Consider the following 22,016-nt stretch of genomic DNA (forward strand, 5'->3'; position numbering starts at 1 on the left):
TATGAGTTCTGCGACCGACAGCCCGCTTTTGGCCCATATCAAACGCCGGATCAATGTATCGGGACCGATCACCATTGCCGATTTCATGACCGAGGCACTGGCCCATCCTGAGCACGGCTATTACCGCAAGCAGGACCCGTTCGGGCGTGCCGGTGACTTCATCACCGCACCAGAAGTCAGCCAGATGTTTGGCGAGTTGATCGGCCTTTGGGCGGCGGTCACCTGGCAACAGATGGGCAGCCCGCCGAAAATCGATCTGATCGAATTGGGGCCGGGACGGGGAACATTGATGTCAGACGCGCTGCGTGCGGTGCGCAATGTGCCGGGCATTGGCGATGCATTGACCGTTCGTTTTGTTGAAACCAGCCCGGTTTTGCGCACCCATCAACAAACATCGATCATGGCGTACGGCATTCCCGCCACTTGGCATGAAACGTTTGATGACATTCCGACCCGCGCCAACGTCCCGGCGATTGTGATCGGCAATGAGTTCTTTGACGCGCTGCCAATCCGGCAATTCGAGCGCGGCGAGAAAGGCTGGGCCGAACGTTTGGTCGGGCTTGATGCCAAAACCGGCGAACTTGGTTTTGTCCGAGGTGCTGAAACGCCGATCACGGATGCGCTGATTCCGGTCACCATGCGCGGGGCTGCGAAGAAGGGTGATATCTTTGAAAGCTGTGCCCCGGCAATTGCCATTGCCGATCAAATTGCACGGCGCCTGAATGAAACGGGTGGCGGGGCCCTGTTTATTGATTATGGTCACCCGGGCAGTGCGTTTGGCGATACGTTCCAGGCGCTCAAGGGCCATGAATATCACCCGGTTCTGAGCGATCCGGGCGATGCCGATTTGACGGCGCATGTTGATTTTGCCGCCATCGGGCGGGCAATGAACGAGGCGGGTGCGCGCACCGGTGCAGTCCTGACCCAAGGGACGTTTTTACGGATGCTTGGCATCGAACAGCGGGCCGAGCATTTGAAAACCAGTGCCGATGATACCCAGAAAACCGCGATTGATCAGGCGTTGTCGCGGTTGATCGATGCCGATCAGATGGGAACGCTTTTTAAAGTTCTGATCGCGTATGGTCGCGATACCACCCCGCCGCCTTGCGTCAGTGGCGTGGCGGGCTAAATTGATTGCGACCGGAACGGTTTTGGGAACGGAGCAGGCCAGCATGACACATCCGATCAGCCAGGTTACCAACGGGATCGAACGCAGCACCAACGGGCTGACCTGGTTTGAAGCCGGGAACCTGTCGGACAAGGACGGCCTGCGCCACGGGTTCTTAAGCCGCAAAGGCGGGGTCAGTGATGGTATCCATGGCGGGCTTAATGTCGGTTTCGGATCAGATGATGACAAAGACCGCGTGGCTGAAAATCGCGCCCGTGCGGCATCCGCGTTTGATACCAGCCCTGATCGACTGACCACGGTGTATCAGGTGCATGGCATTGATGTGGCCGTTCTGGACAAGCCGCTGTCGCGTGACGAAGCGCCCAAGGCCGATGCCATGGTCACAGATCGCCCGAACATCATGCTGGGTATTCTGACGGCTGATTGCACGCCGGTTCTGTTTCATGATCCGGTGGCCGGTGTGATCGGGGCCTGTCATTCCGGCTGGCGCGGATCGCATGGCGGTGTATCGGCCAGCACGGTCGATGCAATGGAAAAACTGGGGGCCAAACGCGAAAACATTCATGCGGCTGTTGGGCCCTGCATTGCGCGCAAATCCTATGAAGTTGATGGTACTTTCCGCGATACCATCCTTGCCGGACCGGAAGGCCAGGAAGACCTGTTTGATCCGTCGTCGTGCGACGGGCATTTCATGTTTGATCTGCCGGAATATGTCCGCCGCCGCACGATTGCCACCGGGGTTGCCTCGGTCGAGCTTGTGGCGCGCGATACACTGGCCGAAGAAGATCTTTTTTACAGTTATCGCCGCACGACGCTTCGCAAGGAGCCCGATTACGGTCGGCAGCTTTCGGCGATCATGTTGACAGAGGCGTAGGGTCCAAACTCATTCAAATGATCGATCCGGCAACGGATATGAGAGAAAAAGCAAGGAAAAGCCCGCAGATTGGGGTGACCCCCAATCAAGGAATTTGACGCAGAGGCTTTCTCTCATATCCGTTGTCCTTAGGATCACCCGGATTTGTACGGGCTACTTTGTCGCAAAACCTTGAAAGATGCATATCTTCCTGCGATTTTGCTTCGCATATCCGCACAAATCCGGGAGACCGGAACGGTCATTTGAATTAGTTTGGACCCTAGGGTGCTTATGCAGACCCCAGGGGATATGCCATGCCACATCTGATAATGCTTTTTTTCTTTATGATCATCGCGACCATGGTTGGTTGCGTCATCATGTGATGGCGTAAATCCCGTTTTAGAAGTGCCCCTATGAAGTCTTTCCTGCGTTCTGTTGTTTTGGTTATTGGTCTGGCTGGATTGCTTGCGGCCTGTGGCGATTTGCCGCGCCCGTTCGAGGGGGCAGGTCGGGCCGGGGATCCGGCATTGCTTGAACTGCGTGATACCGGCACCGTGCGCGTGGAAAATACCGAAGACCTGCCCGAAGGCGCATCGGCCCATCTGGCGCGTGCGATGGCGCGTGCCCTTCGTCTGCGTGATATTCCGGCCTATAGCGAATCTGATACGGGCGGGGATTACATCCTGCGCCCGAATGTTCAGGCCAGCCTCAGTGATACCGGTGCCGATCTTGATATCACCTGGGTTCTGATGCGCCCGGACGGGCTTGCGATTGATACCACCCGGTCGACCGGCGAACTGGCCGCCGATCAGTGGTTTGCCGATCAACCCACCGGGCCCGAGGAAAGCAACCTCGCCATCCCGAAGGAGCTGGTTGATAAAGTCCGCGAACTTGAAGGCAAGGCCGAGGACCCGGTGGCGAAAACCTATGAAGGGCTGGTCGCGCAACCCGCCGATCAGATTGCCTTCATGATTACCGGCGATCGGTCTTCGTTGCGGGCAGCGCCGCTTATGAAGGTCGCCCTGATTGATTTTGCCGGTGCGCCGGGCGATGGCAATACAGCCCTTGCACGGTCGGCCGGGGCATTGTTGAAGGCGCGCGGGATCACGGTCGATAACCGCGAGATGGATGAAAACAGTGTCATCCTGTCTGCCACCATTGATGTCAGCCCGGTTACGGAAGAAACCACCACCCCGCTTGATCGTGTATCGATTGAATGGATCATCATGGAAGTCGATGGCACGGAACTGGGCCAGATGAACCAGAACAATGTCGTGCCGCGCGGCCAGCTTGATGAAAGATGGGGGGCGGTGGCGTCCCTTGCCGCCCAGGCGGCGGTTGAAACCCTTGAAGGTGTTCTGGGACAGATCGCAACCAGCAAGAAACTTCAACTGCGTCCCGATAACAGGACAGCTTTGGCGCGCTGATTGCCGTTGTGATCGGTGATGCCAGAGGCCGATGGGGCGGACATGCATGACTGCCTTGTCGTTATTCGGCATTGGGCCCATTTACAGACTGTTAACGGCTGGTTATAAAGCCGCCGCGATCTGCCGGCATGCAGAAGTGTCAGGATTTGGTCTTTGAGTGTCGTGAAGGCGTCGTTGATTGGTCGGGAAATTCCCAGTTTCCGGGCTGTTGGGCGGCAAGGGCAACAAAAGGCTAGGGACGGCTATCTGTTCGGGTCGGAGTCGCAAAAGATTTAGTTATTCGCTTTCCCGGCACCCATTAACCGAGGCCCCGATATGAAGATCCTCGCTGGTAACAGTAACCGCCCGTTGGCTGAGGCAATTGCTGACCATCTTAATCTGCCGCTTACCCGTGCAGATGTTAAGCGTTTCTCTGATGAGGAAATCTGGTGCGAAATACAAGAAAACGTCCGCGGTGAGGACGTTTTTGTCATTCAGAGCACCTCTTATCCCGCAAACGACAACCTGATGGAACTGCTGGTGATGCTTGATGCGCTGCGCCGCGGTTCGGCACGTCGTATCACGGCTGTGATGCCGTATTTCGGCTATGCCCGTCAGGACCGTAAATCGGGCCCCCGTACCCCGATTTCGGCGAAACTGGTTGCCAACCTGATCACGGTTGCCGGTGCAGACCGCGTTCTGACCATGGATCTCCATGCCGGTCAGATTCAGGGCTTCTTTGATATTCCGCTTGATAACCTGTTTGCATCGCCGGTTCTGACCAGCGACATCCGCAACAAGTTTGACGGCCAGAAACTGGTCATCGTCAGCCCGGACGTTGGTGGTGTGGCCCGTGCGCGTTCGGTTGCAAAACGTCTGGATGCGGAACTGGCCATCATCGACAAACGTCGTCCGCAGGCCGGTGTTTCCGAAGTCATGAACGTTATTGGTGACGTCAAGGACGCGGCATGCATCCTGGTCGATGACATCGTTGATTCTGCGGGTACGCTTTGCAATGCGGCCGGTGCGCTTAAAGAACGTGGTGCATCGTCGGTTGCGGCCTATGTTTCGCATGGTGTTCTGTCGGGTCCGGCGGTTGAGCGTATTGCCAACTCCCCGATGACCGAAGTTGTGACCAGTGACTCGATCAAGGCATCCGATGCGGTGCGTGATTGTGGAAAAATCAGACAGCTTCCGATTGCACCGCTGATGGCAGAAGCCATCCGCCGCATTTCGGAAGAAAAATCTGTTTCCGTTCTTTTCGATTGAGGGTATAAGGCCCTCGCTGCGGTGGCACCCCTGGAGGCCACCGCACTTGTTTTCGCAGGCTTTCAGCGGTGATTCTCACCAACCTGCGGGGACAAACTACTTTTAGTTCAAGGAGATTTTCCGATGGCAAATTCTGTTATCACTGCGGAAATCCGTGAACGGGCCGGAAAGGGGGCCGCCCGTGCCGTGCGTCGTGCCGGTATGGTCCCTGGTGTTATCTATGGTGCAAAACAGGAAGCTGTTCTGTTCCAGGTTGACCCGCGTCCGCTTTGGAAACTTCTGCATGCGCCGGGCTTCTATTCCCACGTTCTGACCGTTCAGGTTGGCAAAGAGAAATACGAAGTTCTGCCGCGCGACGTTCAGTTCGACAAAGTATCTGACGAAATTCTGCACGTTGACTTCCTGCGCTTCTCCAAAGGCCAGACGATCAACGTTGAAGTTCCGGTTCGCTTCGTAAACGAAGAGAAATCCCCGGGCCTCAAAAAAGGCGGTGTTCTGAACATCGTTCGTCACGACGTCGAAGTTCTTTGCGCACCGTCTGCAATTCCGGAAGAACTGGTCTTTGACCTGACCGGTGTTGAAGTTGGTGACTCGATCCACATTTCGGCGATCAAACTGCCGAAAGGTGTCGAGCTTACGATTACCGATCGTGACTTCACGGTCGCAACCGTTGCTGCGCCGTCTGCTCTGCGTTCGGAAGAGAACGAATCTTCTGACGAAGAAGGCGAAGAAGAAGCAGCGACCGAAGAATAAGATCGAGGTCTTACGATGTTTCTGGTGGTTGGATTGGGAAACCCGGGATCGGGATATGCCGCCAATCGTCACAACATTGGCTTCATGGCGGCGGACGAACTCGTCCGCCGCTATTCTTTTGGTCCCTGGCGTAAGAAATTCCAGGGCCAGATTTCCGAAGGTGAATTGAACGGCCAAAAGGTTCTGGTTTTGAAACCGGAAACCTTCATGAACCTTTCGGGGCAAAGCGTTGGCGAAGTGCTGCGCTTTTACAAGATTCCGGTCGAAGACGTTATTGTCCTGCATGATGAGCTGGACCTGCCACCGGGCAAGCTGCGCGTCAAACGCGGCGGCGGCCATGGTGGCCATAACGGTTTGCGATCAATTGACGCCCATTGTGGCAAGGAATATCGCCGCGTTCGTTTGGGCATTGGTCATCCGGGGGAAAAATCCCGCGTGCATGGTCATGTTCTTGGGGATTTCTCCAAGGCCGAACAGGATGGCTGGCTGATGACGCTTCTGGATGCGGTGGCAGCGGAATTCGGGCGCCTGACCAAGGGCGATGATGGCGGCTTTATGAGCAAGGTTTCCGCCATTGTTTCACCGCCCAAGACAAAGGCGCCGAAAAAAGACAAACCGGCCGCCGACAAGCCCGGGGGCGATAAGGGCGAAAAGGGCGAGAAAGACAAAGATGCATCAACCGAGCCGCAGGCAGGTGAAGGCATCAATGATCTTTCAGGGGCGGCAAAGGTGCGGCTTGAACGCGCCGATACCCCGGTAAGTAATGCAGCCTCGGCCATGGCCGAAGCGCTTGCCAAGGCATTTGGCAAAAAGAAATAGTCTGGTTTGCGCATGTGCAAACCGATCCTGATAAACAGAAATTCAAGTGACGGAGCCCGGAAAGATGGGATTCAAATGCGGTATTGTCGGTCTGCCCAACGTTGGTAAATCGACCCTTTTTAACGCCCTGACCCAGACGGCAGCAGCCGAGGCAGCAAACTTCCCGTTCTGCACGATTGAGCCCAATACCGGTCGTGTCAGCGTCCCGGACGAGCGCCTTGACAAGATTGCGGCGATCGCAAATTCGGCCAACATCATTCCGACCCAGTTGGAATTTGTCGATATTGCTGGTCTGGTCCGTGGTGCATCGAAGGGCGAGGGCCTTGGCAACCAGTTCCTTGCGAACATTCGTGAAACCGATGCCATCGTTCACGTGCTGCGCTGTTTCGAAGATGACGACATCACCCATGTCGACAACTCGGTCGATCCGGTCCGTGATGCGGAAACCATCGAAACCGAGCTGATGCTGGCCGACATGGAAAGCCTGGAAAAACGTATTCCGGGTCTTCAGAAAAAGGCGCGTTCGAACGACAAGGACGCCAAGCTGGCGATGGATCTGATCGAGCGCGCGCTTGAAGTGCTGCGTGAAGGCAAGCCGGCCCGCGTGGTAGAAATTGACGGCGAAGACGAAGCCAAGGCGTTTCGTATGCTGCAGCTTCTGACCAGCAAGCCGATCCTTTATGTTTGCAACGTCGATGAAGACAGTGCGGCGGAAGGCAACGAACTTTCGGCCAAGGTTGCCGCCATGGCCGAGGCACAGGGTGCACGTTCGGTGGTGATTTCTGCTGCGATTGAGGCCGAAGTTGCCCTGCTTGACAGTGCTGAAGACAAGAAAGAGTTCCTTGAAGGCCTTGGTCTTTCGGAAACCGGCCTCGCGCGCATCATCCGCGAAGGCTACAAGCTGCTTAATCTTCTGACCTTCTTTACGGTCGGTCCGAAAGAGGCGCGCGCATGGACGGTGTTCAAGGGCGCGACCGCCCCGAATGCAGCCGGTGTCATTCACACCGATTTCGAGCGCGGCTTTATTAAGGCCGAAACCATCGCCTATGACGATTTCATCGAATTTAACGGTGAGGCGGGGGCGCGCGATGCCGGCAAGCTGCGTCAGGAAGGCAAGACCTATATCGTCAAGGACGGCGATATCTTCCACTTCAAATTCAACGTCTAAGCACCCGCTTTTTCGGAATTATTCCAAAGGCCACCGTAAATTGCGCGGTGGCCTTTTGTTTTGGTCGGGCTGTTTTGGTGACGCGGGGCTTGTCAAAACGGCGTGGTGCGGTCTACCTTCGCTATTGCAGCAATGAGGACCGCATGAACGATCTGAGCCCGAAAAACCGCATTCTACTTGTTTTCAACTCTGCCACCGGACAACCGGGGCGGTTGGGAACGGTGATGCGCCGCTACGGGTTTGAGTTCGATATTCGCCGTCCCGGTGAAGGCGATCAGCTTCCGACTGATCTTGGCAAATATCATCTGGTTGTCGTGTTTGGCGGCCCGATGAGTGCCAATGACGATCATCTGGATAATGTGCGTGCAATCATGAACTGGCTGCCGCATGTGGTGGCCAGTGATGCGATGTATCTGGGCATTTGCCTTGGCGCGCAGATGATGGCGCGCCATCTTGGCGCGGATGTTGTGCCCCATCCCGAAGGCATGACCGAAATCGGCTATTACCCGGTGCAGGCGACAGAAGCCGGCGAGCACCTGTTTCCTGATGAACTGATGGTTTATCACTGGCACAGTGAAGGGTTTGGCATTCCCGACGGGGCGGAACTGGTTGCGACCGGCCCGACATTCCCCCATCAGGCCTATCACATTGACGAGCGCATCTGGGGCATTCAGTTCCACCCCGAGGTGGATGACGAAGCCCATGAACGCTGGCTTTCGAATGCGGCCGACAAGACCGACCGTCCGAACGCCCAATGCCCCGATACCCAGCGGGCAGGGCGGGCGAAATATGATGCGGCCTTCGGGGCGTGGTTTGAGCGCTTTGCCGAGAAGGTTCTGGTCAAGAACCGCATGTCATGTGATGTCGGGCAGAGCCGTTAACGGCTATCCTCAGACGGCCAGCGTATCTGCGCGCGTTTGCGACAGCCAGTTTTCGATGGCTTGGGTGCTAAGGGCGAGCGCATCGGCATAACCGCCATGGAAGGCATCCCACGCAGCGCGATATTCATCGCGTACCCCGACCAGAACCGGAATTTCCAGATCCAGCGCGCGTGAAATCACATCACGAAGTCCGCGGCCCTCGGCCTCGCTTCGGCCAAAGCGGGCAATGATGAGGATGTCAGAACCGGCTTCGACATCGCGGGCAAGCTGCGCGGCCAAGGTTGACAGCGCATCGCCATCAAGCTTGCAGCCCTTGGCCATTTTGCCGCGGTTTTTCGTGATCGGCATTTCATCGCCACTGCGCAGATTGCGGACATGCACCAGTGTGCCACAATCGGCATCCTTGCGGCGCTTTTGAACGTAACCTGCAACCGACTTGCCGTTTGCCAACATGGTGTCGGCAATCCGGGCCAGAAGATCATCAATCGGGTCTTTGGGCTGAAAGGCAATACCGGCCAGCATGGATCAGAACCGATCAATCACGGTGACACCGGTCGAGGAGAAGCTGTCCATATTCATAAGTGCGGTTGCGCCTTCGGCAAGGGTGACGCGATCTGCAATCAGCTTTTGCGGGGCAAGCTTGCCAGACAGGATCATGTCGAGCATCGCGTCATAGCGAAATGCCTGCATACCGTGGCTGCCAAGAATTTCAAGTTCATGGGCAACAACGCGATCCATCGGGACCTTGGCATGGGCATGATCACCGGTCATCAGCCCGATCTGAATATGTTTGCCGCGTTTGCGTAGGGATGCGACCGAGTTAAAGCAGGTCACGGCACTTCCAAGTGCATCAACCGACACATGCGCACCACCCCGGGTGATGTCCTTGATCGCGGCCGGAATGTCGTCAATTGCGCGTGCATTGAGTGCTGCATTGGCACCGATTTCCTTGGCGAAGTCGAGCTTGGTATCATCAATATCGACCGCGATGACATAGGCACCGGCGGCCGCGGCAATCATGATCGCCGACAGACCAACACCACCCGCACCATGGACGGCGACGATTTGACCGGCGGATACCTTGCCCTGATCAATCACGCCGCGGAAGCTGGTGGCAAAGCGACAGCCGAGGCTGGCCGCGGTTGCGAAATCCATTTCATCGGGCAGGCGGACAAGGTTGGTATCGGCGTAATCAATCGCGACATATTCGGCAAAGCTGCCCCAGCCGGTAAAGCCCGGCTGGAATTGATGATCGCAGACCTGATGATTGCCACTATGGCATTCCGGGCAATGACCGCAGCCCGACACGAACGGGACGGTGACACGATCACCTTCCTGCCAGCGTTTGATGTCCTTGCCGACCGCAACGATGGTACCGGCAAATTCGTGGCCCGGCACATGGGGGACTTGCACATCGGAATCATGGCCCATCCAGCCATGCCAGTCACTGCGACACAGGCCGGTGGCCTCGACCTTGATGACCACACCGCCATTTTGCGGGGTCGGATCGGCGACATTCTGAACCTCGATCGGGCCCTGATAGTCGGTGAAGTAGGCTGCGCGCATGACGGTATCCTCCTAGGACGATATTTTTTCTTTGGCCTAAGTATCGTCCTTGTTGCGGTCCGGATGCAAGCGGACAACTTTCGGGACGCCGACCGATGGTTTGGATTTTGGTTTTGGTGACGATTTCGGTTGATAGCGGCCCCATGGGGATGCATCGCGCTCCTCGCCCTCTTTTCCCCAAGGCCCACGCTGATCACGGCGCATATTGGCACGTTTGGCGGCACGCTCTGCCTCATAGGCCGCCGCCCAGGGCGGGATGTTCGATGTGCTGCCACGCGTTTTACGACCCGGGCGATAGATGCCAAAGGCCGGTGCGGGAGAACCATCATGCCACAGCGGCACATTGCGATGCTTGAACAGCGGTATCAGGGCGACCCCGGCAAGGAAACCCGCAATATGGGCAACCCATGCGATGCCGCCGCCCGCACCACTGCCGAAATTAATCACCTGAGTGATAAACCAGAAGCCCAGCACGACCACGGCCGGGACATAGAAGATAAATACCCAGAAGAACCACACCAGCACGCGGGCCTTGGGATAGAGCAGGAAATACGCCCCCAAGACGCCTGCCAGCGCACCGGATGCGCCGATCATGGGGATTTCCGATTGGGTATCAAGCAGGCCATGGCCAAGCGCTGCAGCAATGCCACAGGCAAGATAAAAGATCAGAAAGCGGAAATGGCCCATCGAGTCTTCGACATTGTTCCCGAAGATCCAGAGATACAGCATATTACCGCCCAGATGCATCCAGCCGCCATGCATGAACATGGCCGAAAAGATCGACAGGAACCCGAAACCGGCCGGGAAGGGTGAAAAGCCCGGTGGCAGTTCGGCATGACCAAACAGCACGGCCGGGATGGCACCATATTGCAGGTTCACAAGCGTGGCTGCGCGCGGATCAAGGGTGACGGTCCCCAGAAACACCACGACATTGATCGCAATGATCGCATAGGTGACCCATGGCGTGATGGTGGTCGGGTTGTTGTCCTTGATCGGCAGCATTGGCTATATCTGTTGTCTGTGTCCTAAGTGGTACGGCGGGCAACGGGCTGCCGATCAGGCGACGACGGCCTGATCGCGCGGGGCAAGGCGATCACGCAGGTAGGCCGCCAGCTGGCGATATTCCAGCTTGCGGGCCGAACTGCGGCGCCAGACCATGCCGATGCGCCGGATCGGCACCGGATTTTCGAACGGAACGATTTTAAGCAGATCCGGCCGACGGGCTTCGACTTCAAGCGACATTTCCGGCAACAGTGTGGCGCCGATGCCAGCCCCGACCATCTGAACCAGGGTGGACAGACTGTTGGCCTGGAAATCAGCCGACTTGTTCCAGCCCGCCTTCTGACAGACTTCAAGCGCCTGATCGCGCAGGCAATGCCCGTCTTCAAGCAGCAGGAGCTTTTCATCCTTGATGTCGCTGATTTCGAGATGCTTTTTATGGGTCAGCGGATTGTTTGGCGCACAGGCAAAGACAAAGCGATCCTCGAACAACTCAAACTCTTCAAGCCAGTTTTCATCAATCGGAAGCGCAATCAGCGCAAGATCGAGTTTGCCAGCCATCAGAAGTTCCACCAGCTTGGCGGTTTGGTCTTCGCGCAGAAGCGGCTGCAATTTCGGGAAGCCCGCCTTGAGTGCGGCCATCACATCGGGCAACAGATAGGGGCCGATGGTGGGGATGACACCGATATGGATCGGGCCCGAAAGCGGGTCGGAGGCGGCCTGCGCCATGGTGGTTAATTCATCAACTTCCTGAAGGATATTTCGCGCCCGCGAGACGACCTCTTCACCGAGTGGAGTCATCAGGACCTGACGCTTGTTGCGTTCGACCAGTTGGGCACCCAGAAGGTTCTCAAGCTCGCTGATCGCAGCCGACAAACTTGGCTGCGTAATGAAGCAAGTCTCTGCAGCGCGGCCAAAATGTCCGGTTTCGGACAGCGCAACAAGGTATTTGAGCTGCTTGATGCTTGGTTGGGCAGCCATAAATTTTTCCTATCAAGAATCCAAGTTTTATCTATTTGTCTTAGGTAATGCATTTCTCTACAAATCGCTAGCAAGCAGTGCATTTTTTGCAACTGCACACAAAAGTTTTTGCGGCCTGTCGGGGGCCGCTTGTTGTTTTTACAAACTGGGTTAGGAGTAACCATAATGCTTACCGTTGGTGATACGCTTCCAGAATTCAATCTTACCGGCGTTTCGGGCAAAACCCCGGACAGCTTCGCACCGGTTACCGACAAGTCCTATGAAGGCAAATGGAAGATCCTGTTCTTCTGGCCGAAAGACTTCACCTTTGTTTGCCCGACCGAGATCGTTGGTTACGGCGAACTGAATGGTGACTTCGAAGACCGTGACGCGGTTCTTCTGGGTTGCTCGACCGACACCGACTTCGTGCACGCTGCATGGCGTACCCACCACGAAGACCTGGGCGACAGCCCGTTCGTATGGCTGGCTGACGAGAAAAAAGAATTCTCGACCGCCCTTGGTGTTCTGGCGAAAGACGCCGGTGTTGCACTCCGCGCAACCTTCATCATCGACCCGGACAACATCATCCGTCACGTACAGGTCAACGACCTGAACGTTGGTCGTAACCCGCAGGAAGCGCTTCGTATTCTCGACGCCCTGCAGACCGACGAACTTTGCCCGTGCAACTGGAACCAGGGCGACGAAACCCTGTAAGTCCAGTCCGGACCTAGTCTATGGGATCGGGCCCTGGCCCGGTCCCGCCTTTCAGCCTGTGACTTTCGCCGACTTGCGCATCGTGCGCCCGACCAAGTGCGGCACTGCCACGGCTGATAATCCCCCCATTCGTTATTGAATTACGCGTTTATCGTTTCAGACAGCTTCAGAGGATTTTTTCCATGACGTCGATCGTTGAAATCAAGGACTCCATGCCGGCCTATGCCAAGGACCTTAAGCTGAACCTTTCGAGCATGGCCAACAATCCGGGCATGACCGACCAGCAGGTTTATGGCACCGCCCTTGCGTGTGCCTTTGCATCGCGCAATGCCAAACTGACCAAGGCCGTTGCCGCAGAAGCAAAAGAAAAACTGACGCCAGAAGCGATTGAAGCGGCCAAGGGTGCGGCGGCCATCATGGGCATGAACAACATCTATTACCGGTTCAACCACCTGGTATCGGATGAAGAATACAGCACCATGCCAGCCCGCCTGCGCATGAACATCATCGGCAAGCCGGGCATTGATAAGGCCGACTTCGAATTGTTTTCGATCGCGGTTTCGGCGATCAATGGATGCGGCATGTGCATCGACAGCCATGACAAGGTGCTGAAGAACGCTGGCGTTAAAAAGGAAACTATCCAGAACGCCATCCGCATCGCATCGGTTATCCATGCGGTTGCTGTCGTGATTGATGCCGAGGATGCGTTGGCTGACTAACCGCCAAACATTTGCCATGAAGACAAAAAAAAGAGGGTGTCATTACGACGCCCTCTTTCAGTTTGTGTCCGGCAAGGACAGTTTATTTGGCTTTGCGTCTGTTGCGCAGGCCGACGATGACAGGCAGTGCGACAATCAACACAGCCATCACATACAGACCAATGCTTTCCCAGCTTGAGACCAGGATCGACCAGTCCCCGCGCGAGATCGAAAGTGCACGGCGCAGGTTGTCTTCAAACAGGTGACCCAGCACGAAGCCCAGAATGATCGGAGCCAGCGAGAATTCCAGTTTGCGCAAGACCCAGCCGAAAATCCCGAATGCGATGATCAGGAACAGATCAAACGGGTTACCAACCACAGAATAGACGCCGATGAAGGCCAGAACCGCAATCAGCGGGCTGAGATATTTCTGCGGAATGGTCAGCATTCTGGCAAACAGACCAACCAGCGGCAGGTTGATCACCAAAAGCGCCAGGTTGCCGATATACATTGATGCAATCAGGCCCCAGGCGATTTCAGGGCGCTGTTCAAACATCAGCGGGCCGGGGGTGACGTTAAACAACATCAACGCACCGAGCAGAATAGCCGTCGTGCCCGACCCCGGAATACCAAGCGTCAGCATCGGGACCATCGCGCCACCGGCCGCGGCATTGTTGCCAGATTCAGGTGCGGCCAGACCCCGCGGATCACCGGTACCGAATTTCTTGCGGTCTTCACCGGCCATACGCATTTCGGTGCCATAGGTCACAGCCGACGCAACAGATGCGCCAACACCGGGCAAAACGCCGATGACAAATCCGATGATCGAGGAACGCAACATGGTCCAGCGGATCTGCATCAGGTCTTTCCAGCTGACAAAGCTTTTGCCGATCGGAAGCAGCTTCAATTTGCCGGAAACCTGTTGTTCAACAAGGTGGATCAACTCCGCCATGCCAAAGAAACCGATCACGACAACAAGGAAGTCAAAGCCGGCAAGGATATCGGGAATGCCGCCGGTATAGCGCGCGACACCGGTATTGGCATCAATGCCGACGGTCGCCAGCATCAAACCGATTGCCGCCCCCATCAGGGTTTTGACCTGGTTCTTGCCAACCAGCGAGGACAGGCTTGCGAAGGCAAAGACCATCAACGCGACATAGTCGGCCGGCGTAAAGGTCAGTGCGAATTTGGCGAGGAACGGGCCAAACAACGACATCAAGATCACGGCAACGGTGCCACCGACAAACGACGCAATAGCCGAAATAGACAGCGCACGTCCGGCTTCACCACGTTTGGCCATCGGGTTGCCATCAAGCGTTGTCATGACAGCACCCGCATCGCCGGGCACATTCAAAAGAATCGACGAAATGCGCCCGCCATATTCCGCGCCATAATAGATGCCTGCAAGCAGGATCAGGGCCGATTCAGGTGGAAGGCCCAGGCTATAGGCGATGGGCAGCAGAATGGCGACACCGTTGATCGGACCAATACCGGGCAGCGCACCAATCAGCGTTCCGGCAAAACAGCCGATCAGGACGAGCAACAGGTTCAAAGGCATCAATGCGACGCCAAAGCCGCCGCTTAGGCCACTTAGAACTTCATTCATTGGGATAAACTCACAAAAGCGGTGCCAGCAGACCTTCTGGCAGGTTCAGGCCCAGCAAATAGTCACAAATGCCATATCCGAAGATGCCGGTTGCACATCCAAAGGCGACGGCATGCAGACGGTTTGCACCCAGCATGACCGACAGCAGGCAGCAAAACAGCGCGGTCGAAATCACAAAACCGAGTGGTTGGTACAGTTCTGCGTAGCCTGCGAGCATCACAACCAGCATCAGCAAGCGAAACCAAACACTGCGACCCAGCGCAAACTGGATGTGATCCGGGCGCACAAGGACGTAAAGGCTGCACAGTAGGAAGACAACAGCCAGCACTTGCGGCCATGTTTCAGGTCCAAGCGGGTCATACTGGAAAGGGGCCTTGATCACGAAAAAGGCGACATAGGTATAAATGCCGCCAGCGATCAGGGCGAACAGGGCAAAGAGGCGATCAGCCATCGGAGATCTCCGGCCTAGGGAACGCTAGAAAAACTGAAGGTCCCCCGTTCGGAAACGGGGGACCGACATGTTTGGTGATTACTGGATCAGGCCAGCTTCTTTTGCGATTTCGCGAAGCTTCTTGATGCGTTCCTTGACGTTGTCATCAAGGTCCTTGCCCGCAATGTTGAGCGGCAGCAAGCCTTTGTCTTTCTGGATTTTAGCGAACTCTTCGGTGCCATAGGCCTCTTTGAAAGCTGCTACCCATTTGTCATAGGCTTCGTCATCGACGTTTTTACCCATGTAGAAACCACGCATGATGGTCCATTCCGCGTCGTAGCCAAGTTCCTTGGTGGTCGGAATGTCTGCGAACGGCTCGTCGAGGCGTTCCGGAGACATGACAGCGAGAACACGCAGCTCGCCGGTGCCAAGATGTGCGGTCATTTCACCGATATCACCGGTATAGACATCGATGCTGCCGCCCAGAAGACCGGTCAGGGCATCGCCGCCGCCATCATAGGCGACATAGATCATTTTGCGCGGATCACGATCGACAGATTTAAGAAGCAGGGCTGCTTTCATCCAGTCTTGCGAACCAACGGAACCACCGGCGCCAATTGCCAGGCTGCCTTCGTCTTCCTTGATCTTGTTCATCAGATCATCAAGGGTTTTGTATTCGCTGTCTGCACGGACAATGACCGCACCGAAATCAGCACCAACAGTAGCAAGAAAACGAACGTCGTTTTCAGTCCACTCACCGTATTTGCCGGTCGCAATATTCAGAAGTGAACCCGACGAGAATGCAACGATGGCATTGGGATCATCAGTACGGGTGGTGTTGAAAAGGGTGATGGCAACCGCACCAATGCCGCCCGGCATAAAGGTCACCTGCATCGGGTCACCCAACTTGTCACCGACGCCAGCCTGGGCAACACGGCAAGTCAGGTCAAAACCGCCACCCGGTTTAGCCGGGGCAATGCATTCGGGTTTTTCAATGTCTGCGGCATGCGCGGTGCCAAAAAGGCAACCGGCCATGACAACGGAAGCTGCGAACAGCTTTTTCATAGTTGTATCCTCCCATTGGATTATTCTTTACGCGCATCAATGTTCGATCCGCATATCTGCTATACGCCACGAGACTGACATTGCCTTGACGGTATGCTGACGGGAGGCTGACTCCTTCCTGACTTGAAGCTGACATCGAGTGTAACAAATTGTAAGAAACCCAAAGCACGCCTAATATCCGGCCATGCGTATTCTTTTGATTGAAGATAATGAAACATTGGCGGAAACGATCATGGATCGTTTGCACGCGGATGGTCATGCCATCGATTGCGAGCATGATGGCGAGCTTGCAAATGATTTGCTGCGTCACAAGCAGTTCGATCTTGTTCTGATGGATGTCAATCTGCCGGGCCGTAGCGGGTTTGAAATTTTACGGTCAATGCGCGCCCGCGGGGATGCCACCCCGGTCCTGATCCTGACAGCGCGGTCGGAAATCGATGACCGCTTGATCGGGCTTGATGGCGGTGCAGATGATTACATCGTCAAGCCGGTCGATCTGCGTGAACTTGCGGCACGCTGCCGCGCCCTTATCCGCCGTCGAAGCGGGGCGGCATCCAATGAATTTCGCGCCGGAAACCTTGTGTTTGATCGGGCATCAAAAGTCGCAACGATTGACGGTCGCGATATTGAATTGCGTAACCGCGAAGTACAGCTGCTTGAAATCTTTATCGGCAATCTGCAACGGGTTCTGACCAAGGAAGATCTGGCAGACAAGGTGTATTCGTTTGATGAAGCGCCGAGCATGAATGCGGTCGAGCAGATGGTCACCCGATTGCGCAAGAAATTGTCGGGTGGGCCGATTATTCTCAAGACCATTCGGGGGCTTGGGTATATTGCCCATATTGCGGATGAATAAGACGGCCAGACATCATTCTTTGCGCCAGCGGCTATTGACCAGCATGGCGGTTGGATTTGCGATCATTCTTGTCAGTATCGCGGTGGGGATCTGGAGTTACGCACGCGATGCCGCGAACCATTCCTATGACAGGCTTTTGAGTGGTGCGGCGTTTGCCATTCTGGAACGTACACTGGTGACGCCAACCGGGCCCAGTGTCGAAATTCCCTATTCGGCGCTGGAATTGATCGGCCTGGCCGAAAGTGATCGGGTTTTCTATCGTATTTTTACTGCCAATGGCAAAACCCTGACCGGGTCGGGGAATTTGCCTCTGCCCGATCAATATAAACCATCCGACCAGCCGGTATTTTTTGATACCCATTACAGCGGTGAAGACGTGCGTTTCCTGCTTCAGGGGCGGTTTCTTGCCGGTGCGGGCTATGGCGATTGGGTGGTTGTTCAGATCGGACAAACCCGAATTGCCAGAGACGCCTTTGCGCGCGAAATGATGATCAATGCGATTGCGTTACTGTTGTTGGTAACGGCGATTGGACTGGGATTTGTCTGGTTTGGGATTAACCGTGCGCTTTCGCCCCTGATCGGGATTGAACGCCAGTTGCGGCATCGCGAACCGACCGACTTTTCACCAATCGAGATCACGCCGCCGCGCGAAGTCGCCAGTCTGACCCGCTCGATCAATGGTTTGATCCTGCGCCACAAGAAAAGTCTTGATAACGCGCAGGCCTTTATTGCCGATGTCGCGCATCAAACCCGTACATCGCTTGGCGCGTTACAAGGGTTGCTTGAAAGTGCAAGTCGCCAGTCGGACGCAGATCAGCAGCAGGCGCGTATCAAGCAGGCCGAAGAACAGGCGCAAAGAACAATTCGTCTGACCAACCAGCTGTTATCGCACGCGATGATCATTCATCGGGCAGACAATACACCACTGGCGCGAAAGGTTCTGATTGATGTGGTGCGCACTGCCTTTGGCGACATCATTCGCGATTATCTTAAATATGATACGGAATTTTCCATCGAAAGTGACCTTGCCCCGGATGAACAGGTGTTTGTGATGCTTGACGAAATCGGCATTCGCGAGGCGTTGCGCAATCTGGTGGATAACGCCATCAAACACGGAACGGCTCCGCATAAGATCGATATCCTGGTGCGCAAATCGGGTGAAAAATGTCACCTGATCGTTGATGACAACGGGCCGGGGATTGATGTCGGGAAACACGCATCCGTGCTGGAACGGTTTTCAAGTCTGAGTACCGGTACCGGTCTTGGACTTGCCATCGTCAACGCAGTTGCCGAACGCCATCATGCGGAACTGATATTGGGGCAGTCGCCCACGGGCGGGTTGCGTGTCGAAATGGTGTTTCCCGTGGTCGAAGGGGGGCAGGAATGACGGTATTTTCCCGACGCTTTTCGCGCTTTTGCGCGCAGGTCGCGGTTCTGGTTTTGGCGATGCTTTGGGGCACGCAGGCCCTTGCGCGTGTTCAGGTGCATGTCTGGTCGGCGACCGATACCTCGGCGGTCGAGCCCTTTATCAAGGTGTTTGAGACGAAATATCCCGACATTGACGTCGTCTATCGCGAGTTCAATACCAGCGAACTTTATCAGGTTGTCATGTACAATATTGATAACCCGAAAATGGAAGCCGATGTGATCATCAGCCCGGCAATGGATTTGCAGGTCAAACTGGTCAATGAGGGGCTGGCCTATCGGTTTGAGCCGGAAAACGTCGATGCGATACCTAGTTGGGCCCAGTGGCGCAACGAGCTTTACGGGTTTTCCTTTGAGCCGGCGGCACTTGTTTATAACAAACAGGCGTTTGAAGGATTGGAGAGCCCGGTTTCACATACGGATCTGTCCAATATGGTGCGTGACAATCCGGAATTGTTCAGTGGAAAGATTGGCACCTATGACATTCGCCAATCGGGGATCGGATATTTCTTTGCCACTCAGGATGCCATTCAGAACAACCAGACATCACGTCTGACCGAAACATTCGGTCGCGCAGGCGCAAAGTTGTTTTGTTGTTCGTCGGAAATTCTCGACCGCGTTGCGACTGGGGAGCTGGTGCTGGGCTATAACGTGATTGGGTCCTATGCCATGGCCGCGGCACGGGAAAACCCGGATATCGGGGTATATTTCCTGCGCGATTACACTATCACAATGAGCCGCACGGCCTTTGTACCCAAGACGTCCAAGGCCAAATATCAGGCGCAACTGTTCATCGACTTTTTGCTGTCGCGCGAAGGGCAGCAGGTTCTGGCAAACAATTCGGCACTTATTCCGATCAATCAGAATGTCGAAACGGTGCTTACCCCGCATCTGGAAGACATCCCGGTATTCCGGGTGAAGTTGGGGATTGGCTTGCTGGGCTTTCAGGACGAGCTCAAGAAGAAGAGCTTCCTTGAAGATTGGGAGTCTTCAATCTTGTGGAGCGGCGGGACAGCAAGCCCGTCATATCAGGTCGATTAGATCCCAAACGCCGTAATATGCGGTAAGGCGTTTGATGCCTTAGCCATCGACACATTCGGCAAGGCCAAGATGTTTGAGGCTGGCTTTGATCACCTGATCGGGTTGATCGAAATGCGGGATATGGCCGCAGTCCTTGATCAGCATTTTGGTCACCGGGCCGCCAGTATGTGCGCAGATCGTGTAGACCTGTTCGTCGCTGCCGAACTGGTCGTCATCGCCCTGAATGACCAGAAGCGGGCAGGTGATATTGGCAAGCTCATCCACCATGTTCCAGTCACGGAAATCCGGCTGGCGCCAGGTATCGACCCAGGCGCGGAAGACATCGTCGGTCTGGGCGAAGTGGTGGCGTTGCAGTTTGGTTTTCCAGTCGGTCTGGGCATAGATTTTTGCCGCCTCTGTGATGCCGGTAACCGTGACATCCTCGACAAAAACGTGGGCGGCTTCGGAAATCACCGCCGTCACATTATCCGGGAAGCGTGCGGCGTATTTAAGCGCGATGGTCGCCCCGTCGCTATGGCCAAAGAGGATCGGTTTGGCGAGGCCCAGTTCGGTGATCAGGCCATGCAGATAGACATCGCTTTCGGTGTTGTGGAAATCAATCGCGCGCGGGATATCACCAACCGCGTGCGGATCGGATTTGCCATGGCCGCGCCGTTCATAGACAACCACCGGATGACGGGTCGTGGTCGCCAGTTTGGCCGGGAAGTCGCGCCACATGCGGATCGTGCCAAGGGCCTCGTGCAGCATCAGAATGGTTGGCGCATCAGGTTGGACATCCTCGGGGATGATCTGCTGACATGACAAGCTGATACCGTTCACGGTGGCATAGAAATTTTCGATCTTCATTTGAGGGGCAATCTTTGTTGGGGCGTGGATCGGATGATTTATCGGTAATTCGGTGCGTAATTATTTAATTGTGATCATGAACAAAAAAACAGGGCCCGGCAAGTGCCGGACCCTGTTTGATACGATTTAATCCCGAAGACCGGGAAAGCAGACCTTATTTCAGGGCTGCGCACGCACGTTTGATGCGCTTGCAGGCTTCGATCAGGGCATCGTCCGAAGTCGCATAGGAAATGCGGAAATACGGTGCCAGACCGAATGCCGAACCCTGAACCGCCGCAACGCCTTCTGCCTCAAGCAGGTAGGTGACGAAGTCGGTGTCGGTTTCGATTTTCTTGCCATCCGGGGTGGTTTTGCCAATCGCGCCCGCGCAGGACGGATAGACATAAAACGCGCCTTCAGGCGTCTTGCACGACAGGCCTTCGCATTCGTTGAGTGCGGCAACCACAAGGTCACGACGCTTTTTGAACACTTCAGCACGTTCTGCCAGGAAGTCCTGCGTACCGTTGAGCGCCTCGACCGAAGCTGCCTGACTGATCGAGGAAGTGTGCGTGCTCGACTGCGACTGAACCTTGTTGATGGCCTTGATCAGCTCGACCGGGCCTGCAGCATAACCAAGGCGCCAGCCGGTCATGGCATAGGATTTCGACACACCATTACAGGTCAGCGTGCGGTCTTTCAGCTTCGGCTCGACCTGGGCGATGGTGGTGAATTCGAAACCGTCATAGACGAGGTGCTCATACATGTCGTCAGACATGATGTAGACGTTTTCATGTTTCAGAAGCACGTCGGCAAGCGCGCGCAGTTCGGCGCGCGAATAGGCCGCACCGGTCGGGTTCGACGGCGAGTTCAGAACAACCCATTTGGTTTTCGGCGTGATTGCGGCTTCAAGTTCACTTGCGGTGATTTTGAAGTCGTTTTCTTCCTGGCATTCAACAATGACCGGGGTGCCTTCGGCCATCAGCGCCATGTCCGGGTAAGATACCCAGTATGGTGCGGGAATGACGACTTCGTCGCCCGGGTTCAGGGTCGCGAAGAACGCGTTGAACAGGGTCTGCTTGCCACCGCAACCGACGGTGATTTCGTCGATGGTGTATTCCAGATCGTTTTCACGCTTGAACTTTTCGACAATGGCCTTGCGAAGCTCCGGCGTGCCGGCGACCGGAGTGTATTTGGTCTTGCCAGCGTCAATCGCCGCTTTGGCAGCTTCTTTGATATTGTCGGGGGTATCGAAATCCGGCTCACCTGCGCCAAGTCCGATCACATCAACGCCAGCAGCCTTAAGTTCGGCAGCCTTGGTGGTGACAGCAATGGTGGGGGAGGGTTTGATACGGCTCAAACGGTCGGCAATGAACGCCATTGGTCTGTTTCCCTGGAATTTATGAGAAGTGAAAAGAATCGTGTTCTTTCGGTTCGGACCCTACGCCTGCCTTAATTCCAATTCAAGGCTGTTTAGGGCCTTCTGCGGGTTCTTTGGGATGATTTTATCCAATTTTGCAGCCTTTCAGAAGTCCGAGCGGAAAGAACTGTTTTGC

At 55.5% G+C, this 22,016-nt stretch carries 22 protein-coding genes; 13 read left to right on the plus strand and 9 right to left on the minus strand.

The features are described 5' to 3' along the window. The first annotated feature begins 1 nt into the window (after position 1). The 8 genes from DY252_RS05270 (at position 2) to DY252_RS05305 (ending at position 8,278) form a co-directional block, all read left to right on the plus strand. Entirely contained in the window at positions 2 to 1,129 is a 1,128-nt protein-coding gene (locus DY252_RS05270; protein ID WP_064787370.1) for a class I SAM-dependent methyltransferase, read from the plus strand. 43 nt (positions 1,130 to 1,172) lie between these two features. Further along, positions 1,173 to 2,003, plus strand: coding sequence for a peptidoglycan editing factor PgeF (gene pgeF, locus DY252_RS05275; RefSeq protein ID WP_082923325.1), 831 nt, complete (start codon positions 1,173 to 1,175; stop codon positions 2,001 to 2,003). A 392-nt stretch (positions 2,004 to 2,395) separates the two neighbouring features. Further along, positions 2,396 to 3,409 (plus strand): hypothetical protein, encoded by a 1,014-nt coding sequence (locus DY252_RS05280; RefSeq protein ID WP_064787369.1) that lies wholly within the window; start codon positions 2,396 to 2,398, stop codon positions 3,407 to 3,409. A gap of 315 nt (positions 3,410 to 3,724) precedes the next feature. After that, positions 3,725 to 4,657: a ribose-phosphate pyrophosphokinase gene (locus tag DY252_RS05285; RefSeq protein ID WP_063088722.1), complete on the plus strand. Its 933-nt coding sequence runs from the start codon at positions 3,725 to 3,727 to the stop codon at positions 4,655 to 4,657. A 123-nt stretch (positions 4,658 to 4,780) separates the two neighbouring features. Continuing rightward, entirely contained in the window at positions 4,781 to 5,410 is a 630-nt protein-coding gene (locus DY252_RS05290) for a 50S ribosomal protein L25/general stress protein Ctc (protein ID WP_064787368.1), read from the plus strand. A gap of 15 nt (positions 5,411 to 5,425) precedes the next feature. Beyond that, positions 5,426 to 6,229, plus strand: coding sequence for an aminoacyl-tRNA hydrolase (pth, locus tag DY252_RS05295; RefSeq protein WP_064787367.1), 804 nt, complete (start codon positions 5,426 to 5,428; stop codon positions 6,227 to 6,229). A gap of 64 nt (positions 6,230 to 6,293) precedes the next feature. Continuing rightward, on the plus strand, positions 6,294 to 7,397 hold the full coding sequence (ychF, locus tag DY252_RS05300; protein ID WP_063088725.1) for a redox-regulated ATPase YchF: 1,104 nt from the start codon (positions 6,294 to 6,296) through the stop codon (positions 7,395 to 7,397). 143 nt (positions 7,398 to 7,540) lie between these two features. Beyond that, entirely contained in the window at positions 7,541 to 8,278 is a 738-nt protein-coding gene (locus DY252_RS05305; protein ID WP_064788220.1) for a glutamine amidotransferase-related protein, read from the plus strand. A gap of 9 nt (positions 8,279 to 8,287) precedes the next feature. Here the strand turns inward: DY252_RS05305 and DY252_RS05310 are convergent, their stop codons facing one another. From DY252_RS05310 to DY252_RS05325, 4 genes are read right to left on the minus strand one after another with little or no spacing between them, the layout of a single operon-like run. Next, the gene (locus DY252_RS05310) at positions 8,288 to 8,800 is read right to left on the minus strand and encodes a DUF2478 domain-containing protein (protein ID WP_064787366.1); all 513 of its coding nucleotides are present in this window, start codon (positions 8,798 to 8,800) and stop codon (positions 8,288 to 8,290) included. A gap of 3 nt (positions 8,801 to 8,803) precedes the next feature. Beyond that, positions 8,804 to 9,844 (minus strand): zinc-dependent alcohol dehydrogenase family protein, encoded by a 1,041-nt coding sequence (locus tag DY252_RS05315; RefSeq protein ID WP_064787365.1) that lies wholly within the window; start codon positions 9,842 to 9,844, stop codon positions 8,804 to 8,806. A 36-nt stretch (positions 9,845 to 9,880) separates the two neighbouring features. After that, on the minus strand, positions 9,881 to 10,846 hold the full coding sequence (locus tag DY252_RS05320; RefSeq protein ID WP_064787364.1) for a rhomboid family intramembrane serine protease: 966 nt from the start codon (positions 10,844 to 10,846) through the stop codon (positions 9,881 to 9,883). 54 nt (positions 10,847 to 10,900) lie between these two features. Continuing rightward, positions 10,901 to 11,824, minus strand: coding sequence for a LysR substrate-binding domain-containing protein (locus tag DY252_RS05325; protein ID WP_064787363.1), 924 nt, complete (start codon positions 11,822 to 11,824; stop codon positions 10,901 to 10,903). 165 nt (positions 11,825 to 11,989) lie between these two features. Here DY252_RS05325 and DY252_RS05330 point away from each other — a divergent pair, with 165 nt between their 5' ends. Then, a complete protein-coding gene (locus tag DY252_RS05330) occupies positions 11,990 to 12,517 on the plus strand; it encodes a peroxiredoxin (RefSeq protein ID WP_064787362.1) in 528 nt (175 codons plus the stop codon). Between the two features lie 182 nt (positions 12,518 to 12,699). After that, the gene (gene ahpD / locus DY252_RS05335) at positions 12,700 to 13,236 is read left to right on the plus strand and encodes an alkylhydroperoxidase, AhpD family (RefSeq protein WP_064787361.1); all 537 of its coding nucleotides are present in this window, start codon (positions 12,700 to 12,702) and stop codon (positions 13,234 to 13,236) included. 82 nt (positions 13,237 to 13,318) lie between these two features. On the opposite strand, the gene DY252_RS05340 is transcribed toward ahpD, so the two are convergent. The 3 genes from DY252_RS05340 to DY252_RS05350 all read right to left on the minus strand — a co-directional run bounded on the left by DY252_RS05340 (position 13,319) and on the right by DY252_RS05350 (position 16,316). Beyond that, on the minus strand, positions 13,319 to 14,821 hold the full coding sequence (locus DY252_RS05340) for a tripartite tricarboxylate transporter permease (protein ID WP_064787360.1): 1,503 nt from the start codon (positions 14,819 to 14,821) through the stop codon (positions 13,319 to 13,321). Positions 14,822 to 14,831: 10 nt separating this feature from the next. Then, positions 14,832 to 15,272 carry a tripartite tricarboxylate transporter TctB family protein gene (locus tag DY252_RS05345; protein WP_064787359.1) on the minus strand — a complete coding sequence of 147 codons (441 nt, stop codon included), beginning with the start codon at positions 15,270 to 15,272 and terminating at the stop codon, positions 14,832 to 14,834. Positions 15,273 to 15,350: 78 nt separating this feature from the next. Next, positions 15,351 to 16,316 carry a Bug family tripartite tricarboxylate transporter substrate binding protein gene (locus DY252_RS05350; RefSeq protein WP_064787358.1) on the minus strand — a complete coding sequence of 322 codons (966 nt, stop codon included), beginning with the start codon at positions 16,314 to 16,316 and terminating at the stop codon, positions 15,351 to 15,353. A 184-nt stretch (positions 16,317 to 16,500) separates the two neighbouring features. Between DY252_RS05350 and DY252_RS05355 the strand changes: the two genes are divergently transcribed. From DY252_RS05355 to DY252_RS05365, 3 genes are read left to right on the plus strand one after another with little or no spacing between them, the layout of a single operon-like run. Continuing rightward, positions 16,501 to 17,172 carry a response regulator transcription factor gene (locus DY252_RS05355; RefSeq protein WP_064787357.1) on the plus strand — a complete coding sequence of 224 codons (672 nt, stop codon included), beginning with the start codon at positions 16,501 to 16,503 and terminating at the stop codon, positions 17,170 to 17,172. Between the two features lie 43 nt (positions 17,173 to 17,215). Next, positions 17,216 to 18,559, plus strand: a complete 1,344-nt coding sequence (locus tag DY252_RS05360) for a sensor histidine kinase (protein WP_165374897.1) — start codon at positions 17,216 to 17,218, stop codon at positions 18,557 to 18,559. Continuing rightward, on the plus strand, positions 18,556 to 19,638 hold the full coding sequence (locus DY252_RS05365; RefSeq protein WP_064787355.1) for an ABC transporter substrate-binding protein: 1,083 nt from the start codon (positions 18,556 to 18,558) through the stop codon (positions 19,636 to 19,638). The genes DY252_RS05360 and DY252_RS05365 overlap by 4 nt, the downstream gene beginning before the upstream one ends. A gap of 39 nt (positions 19,639 to 19,677) precedes the next feature. Here DY252_RS05365 and DY252_RS05370 read toward each other — a convergent pair whose 3' ends face one another. Continuing rightward, the gene (locus DY252_RS05370) at positions 19,678 to 20,484 is read right to left on the minus strand and encodes an alpha/beta fold hydrolase (protein WP_064787354.1); all 807 of its coding nucleotides are present in this window, start codon (positions 20,482 to 20,484) and stop codon (positions 19,678 to 19,680) included. A gap of 154 nt (positions 20,485 to 20,638) precedes the next feature. Then, on the minus strand, positions 20,639 to 21,841 hold the full coding sequence (locus DY252_RS05375; RefSeq protein ID WP_064787353.1) for an aspartate transaminase: 1,203 nt from the start codon (positions 21,839 to 21,841) through the stop codon (positions 20,639 to 20,641). Positions 21,842 to 22,016 lie beyond the last annotated feature (175 nt).

Origin of the sequence: Thalassospira indica (genome assembly GCF_003403095.1) — a bacterium.
In the GTDB taxonomy this organism is placed as follows: domain Bacteria; phylum Pseudomonadota; class Alphaproteobacteria; order Rhodospirillales; family Thalassospiraceae; genus Thalassospira; species Thalassospira indica.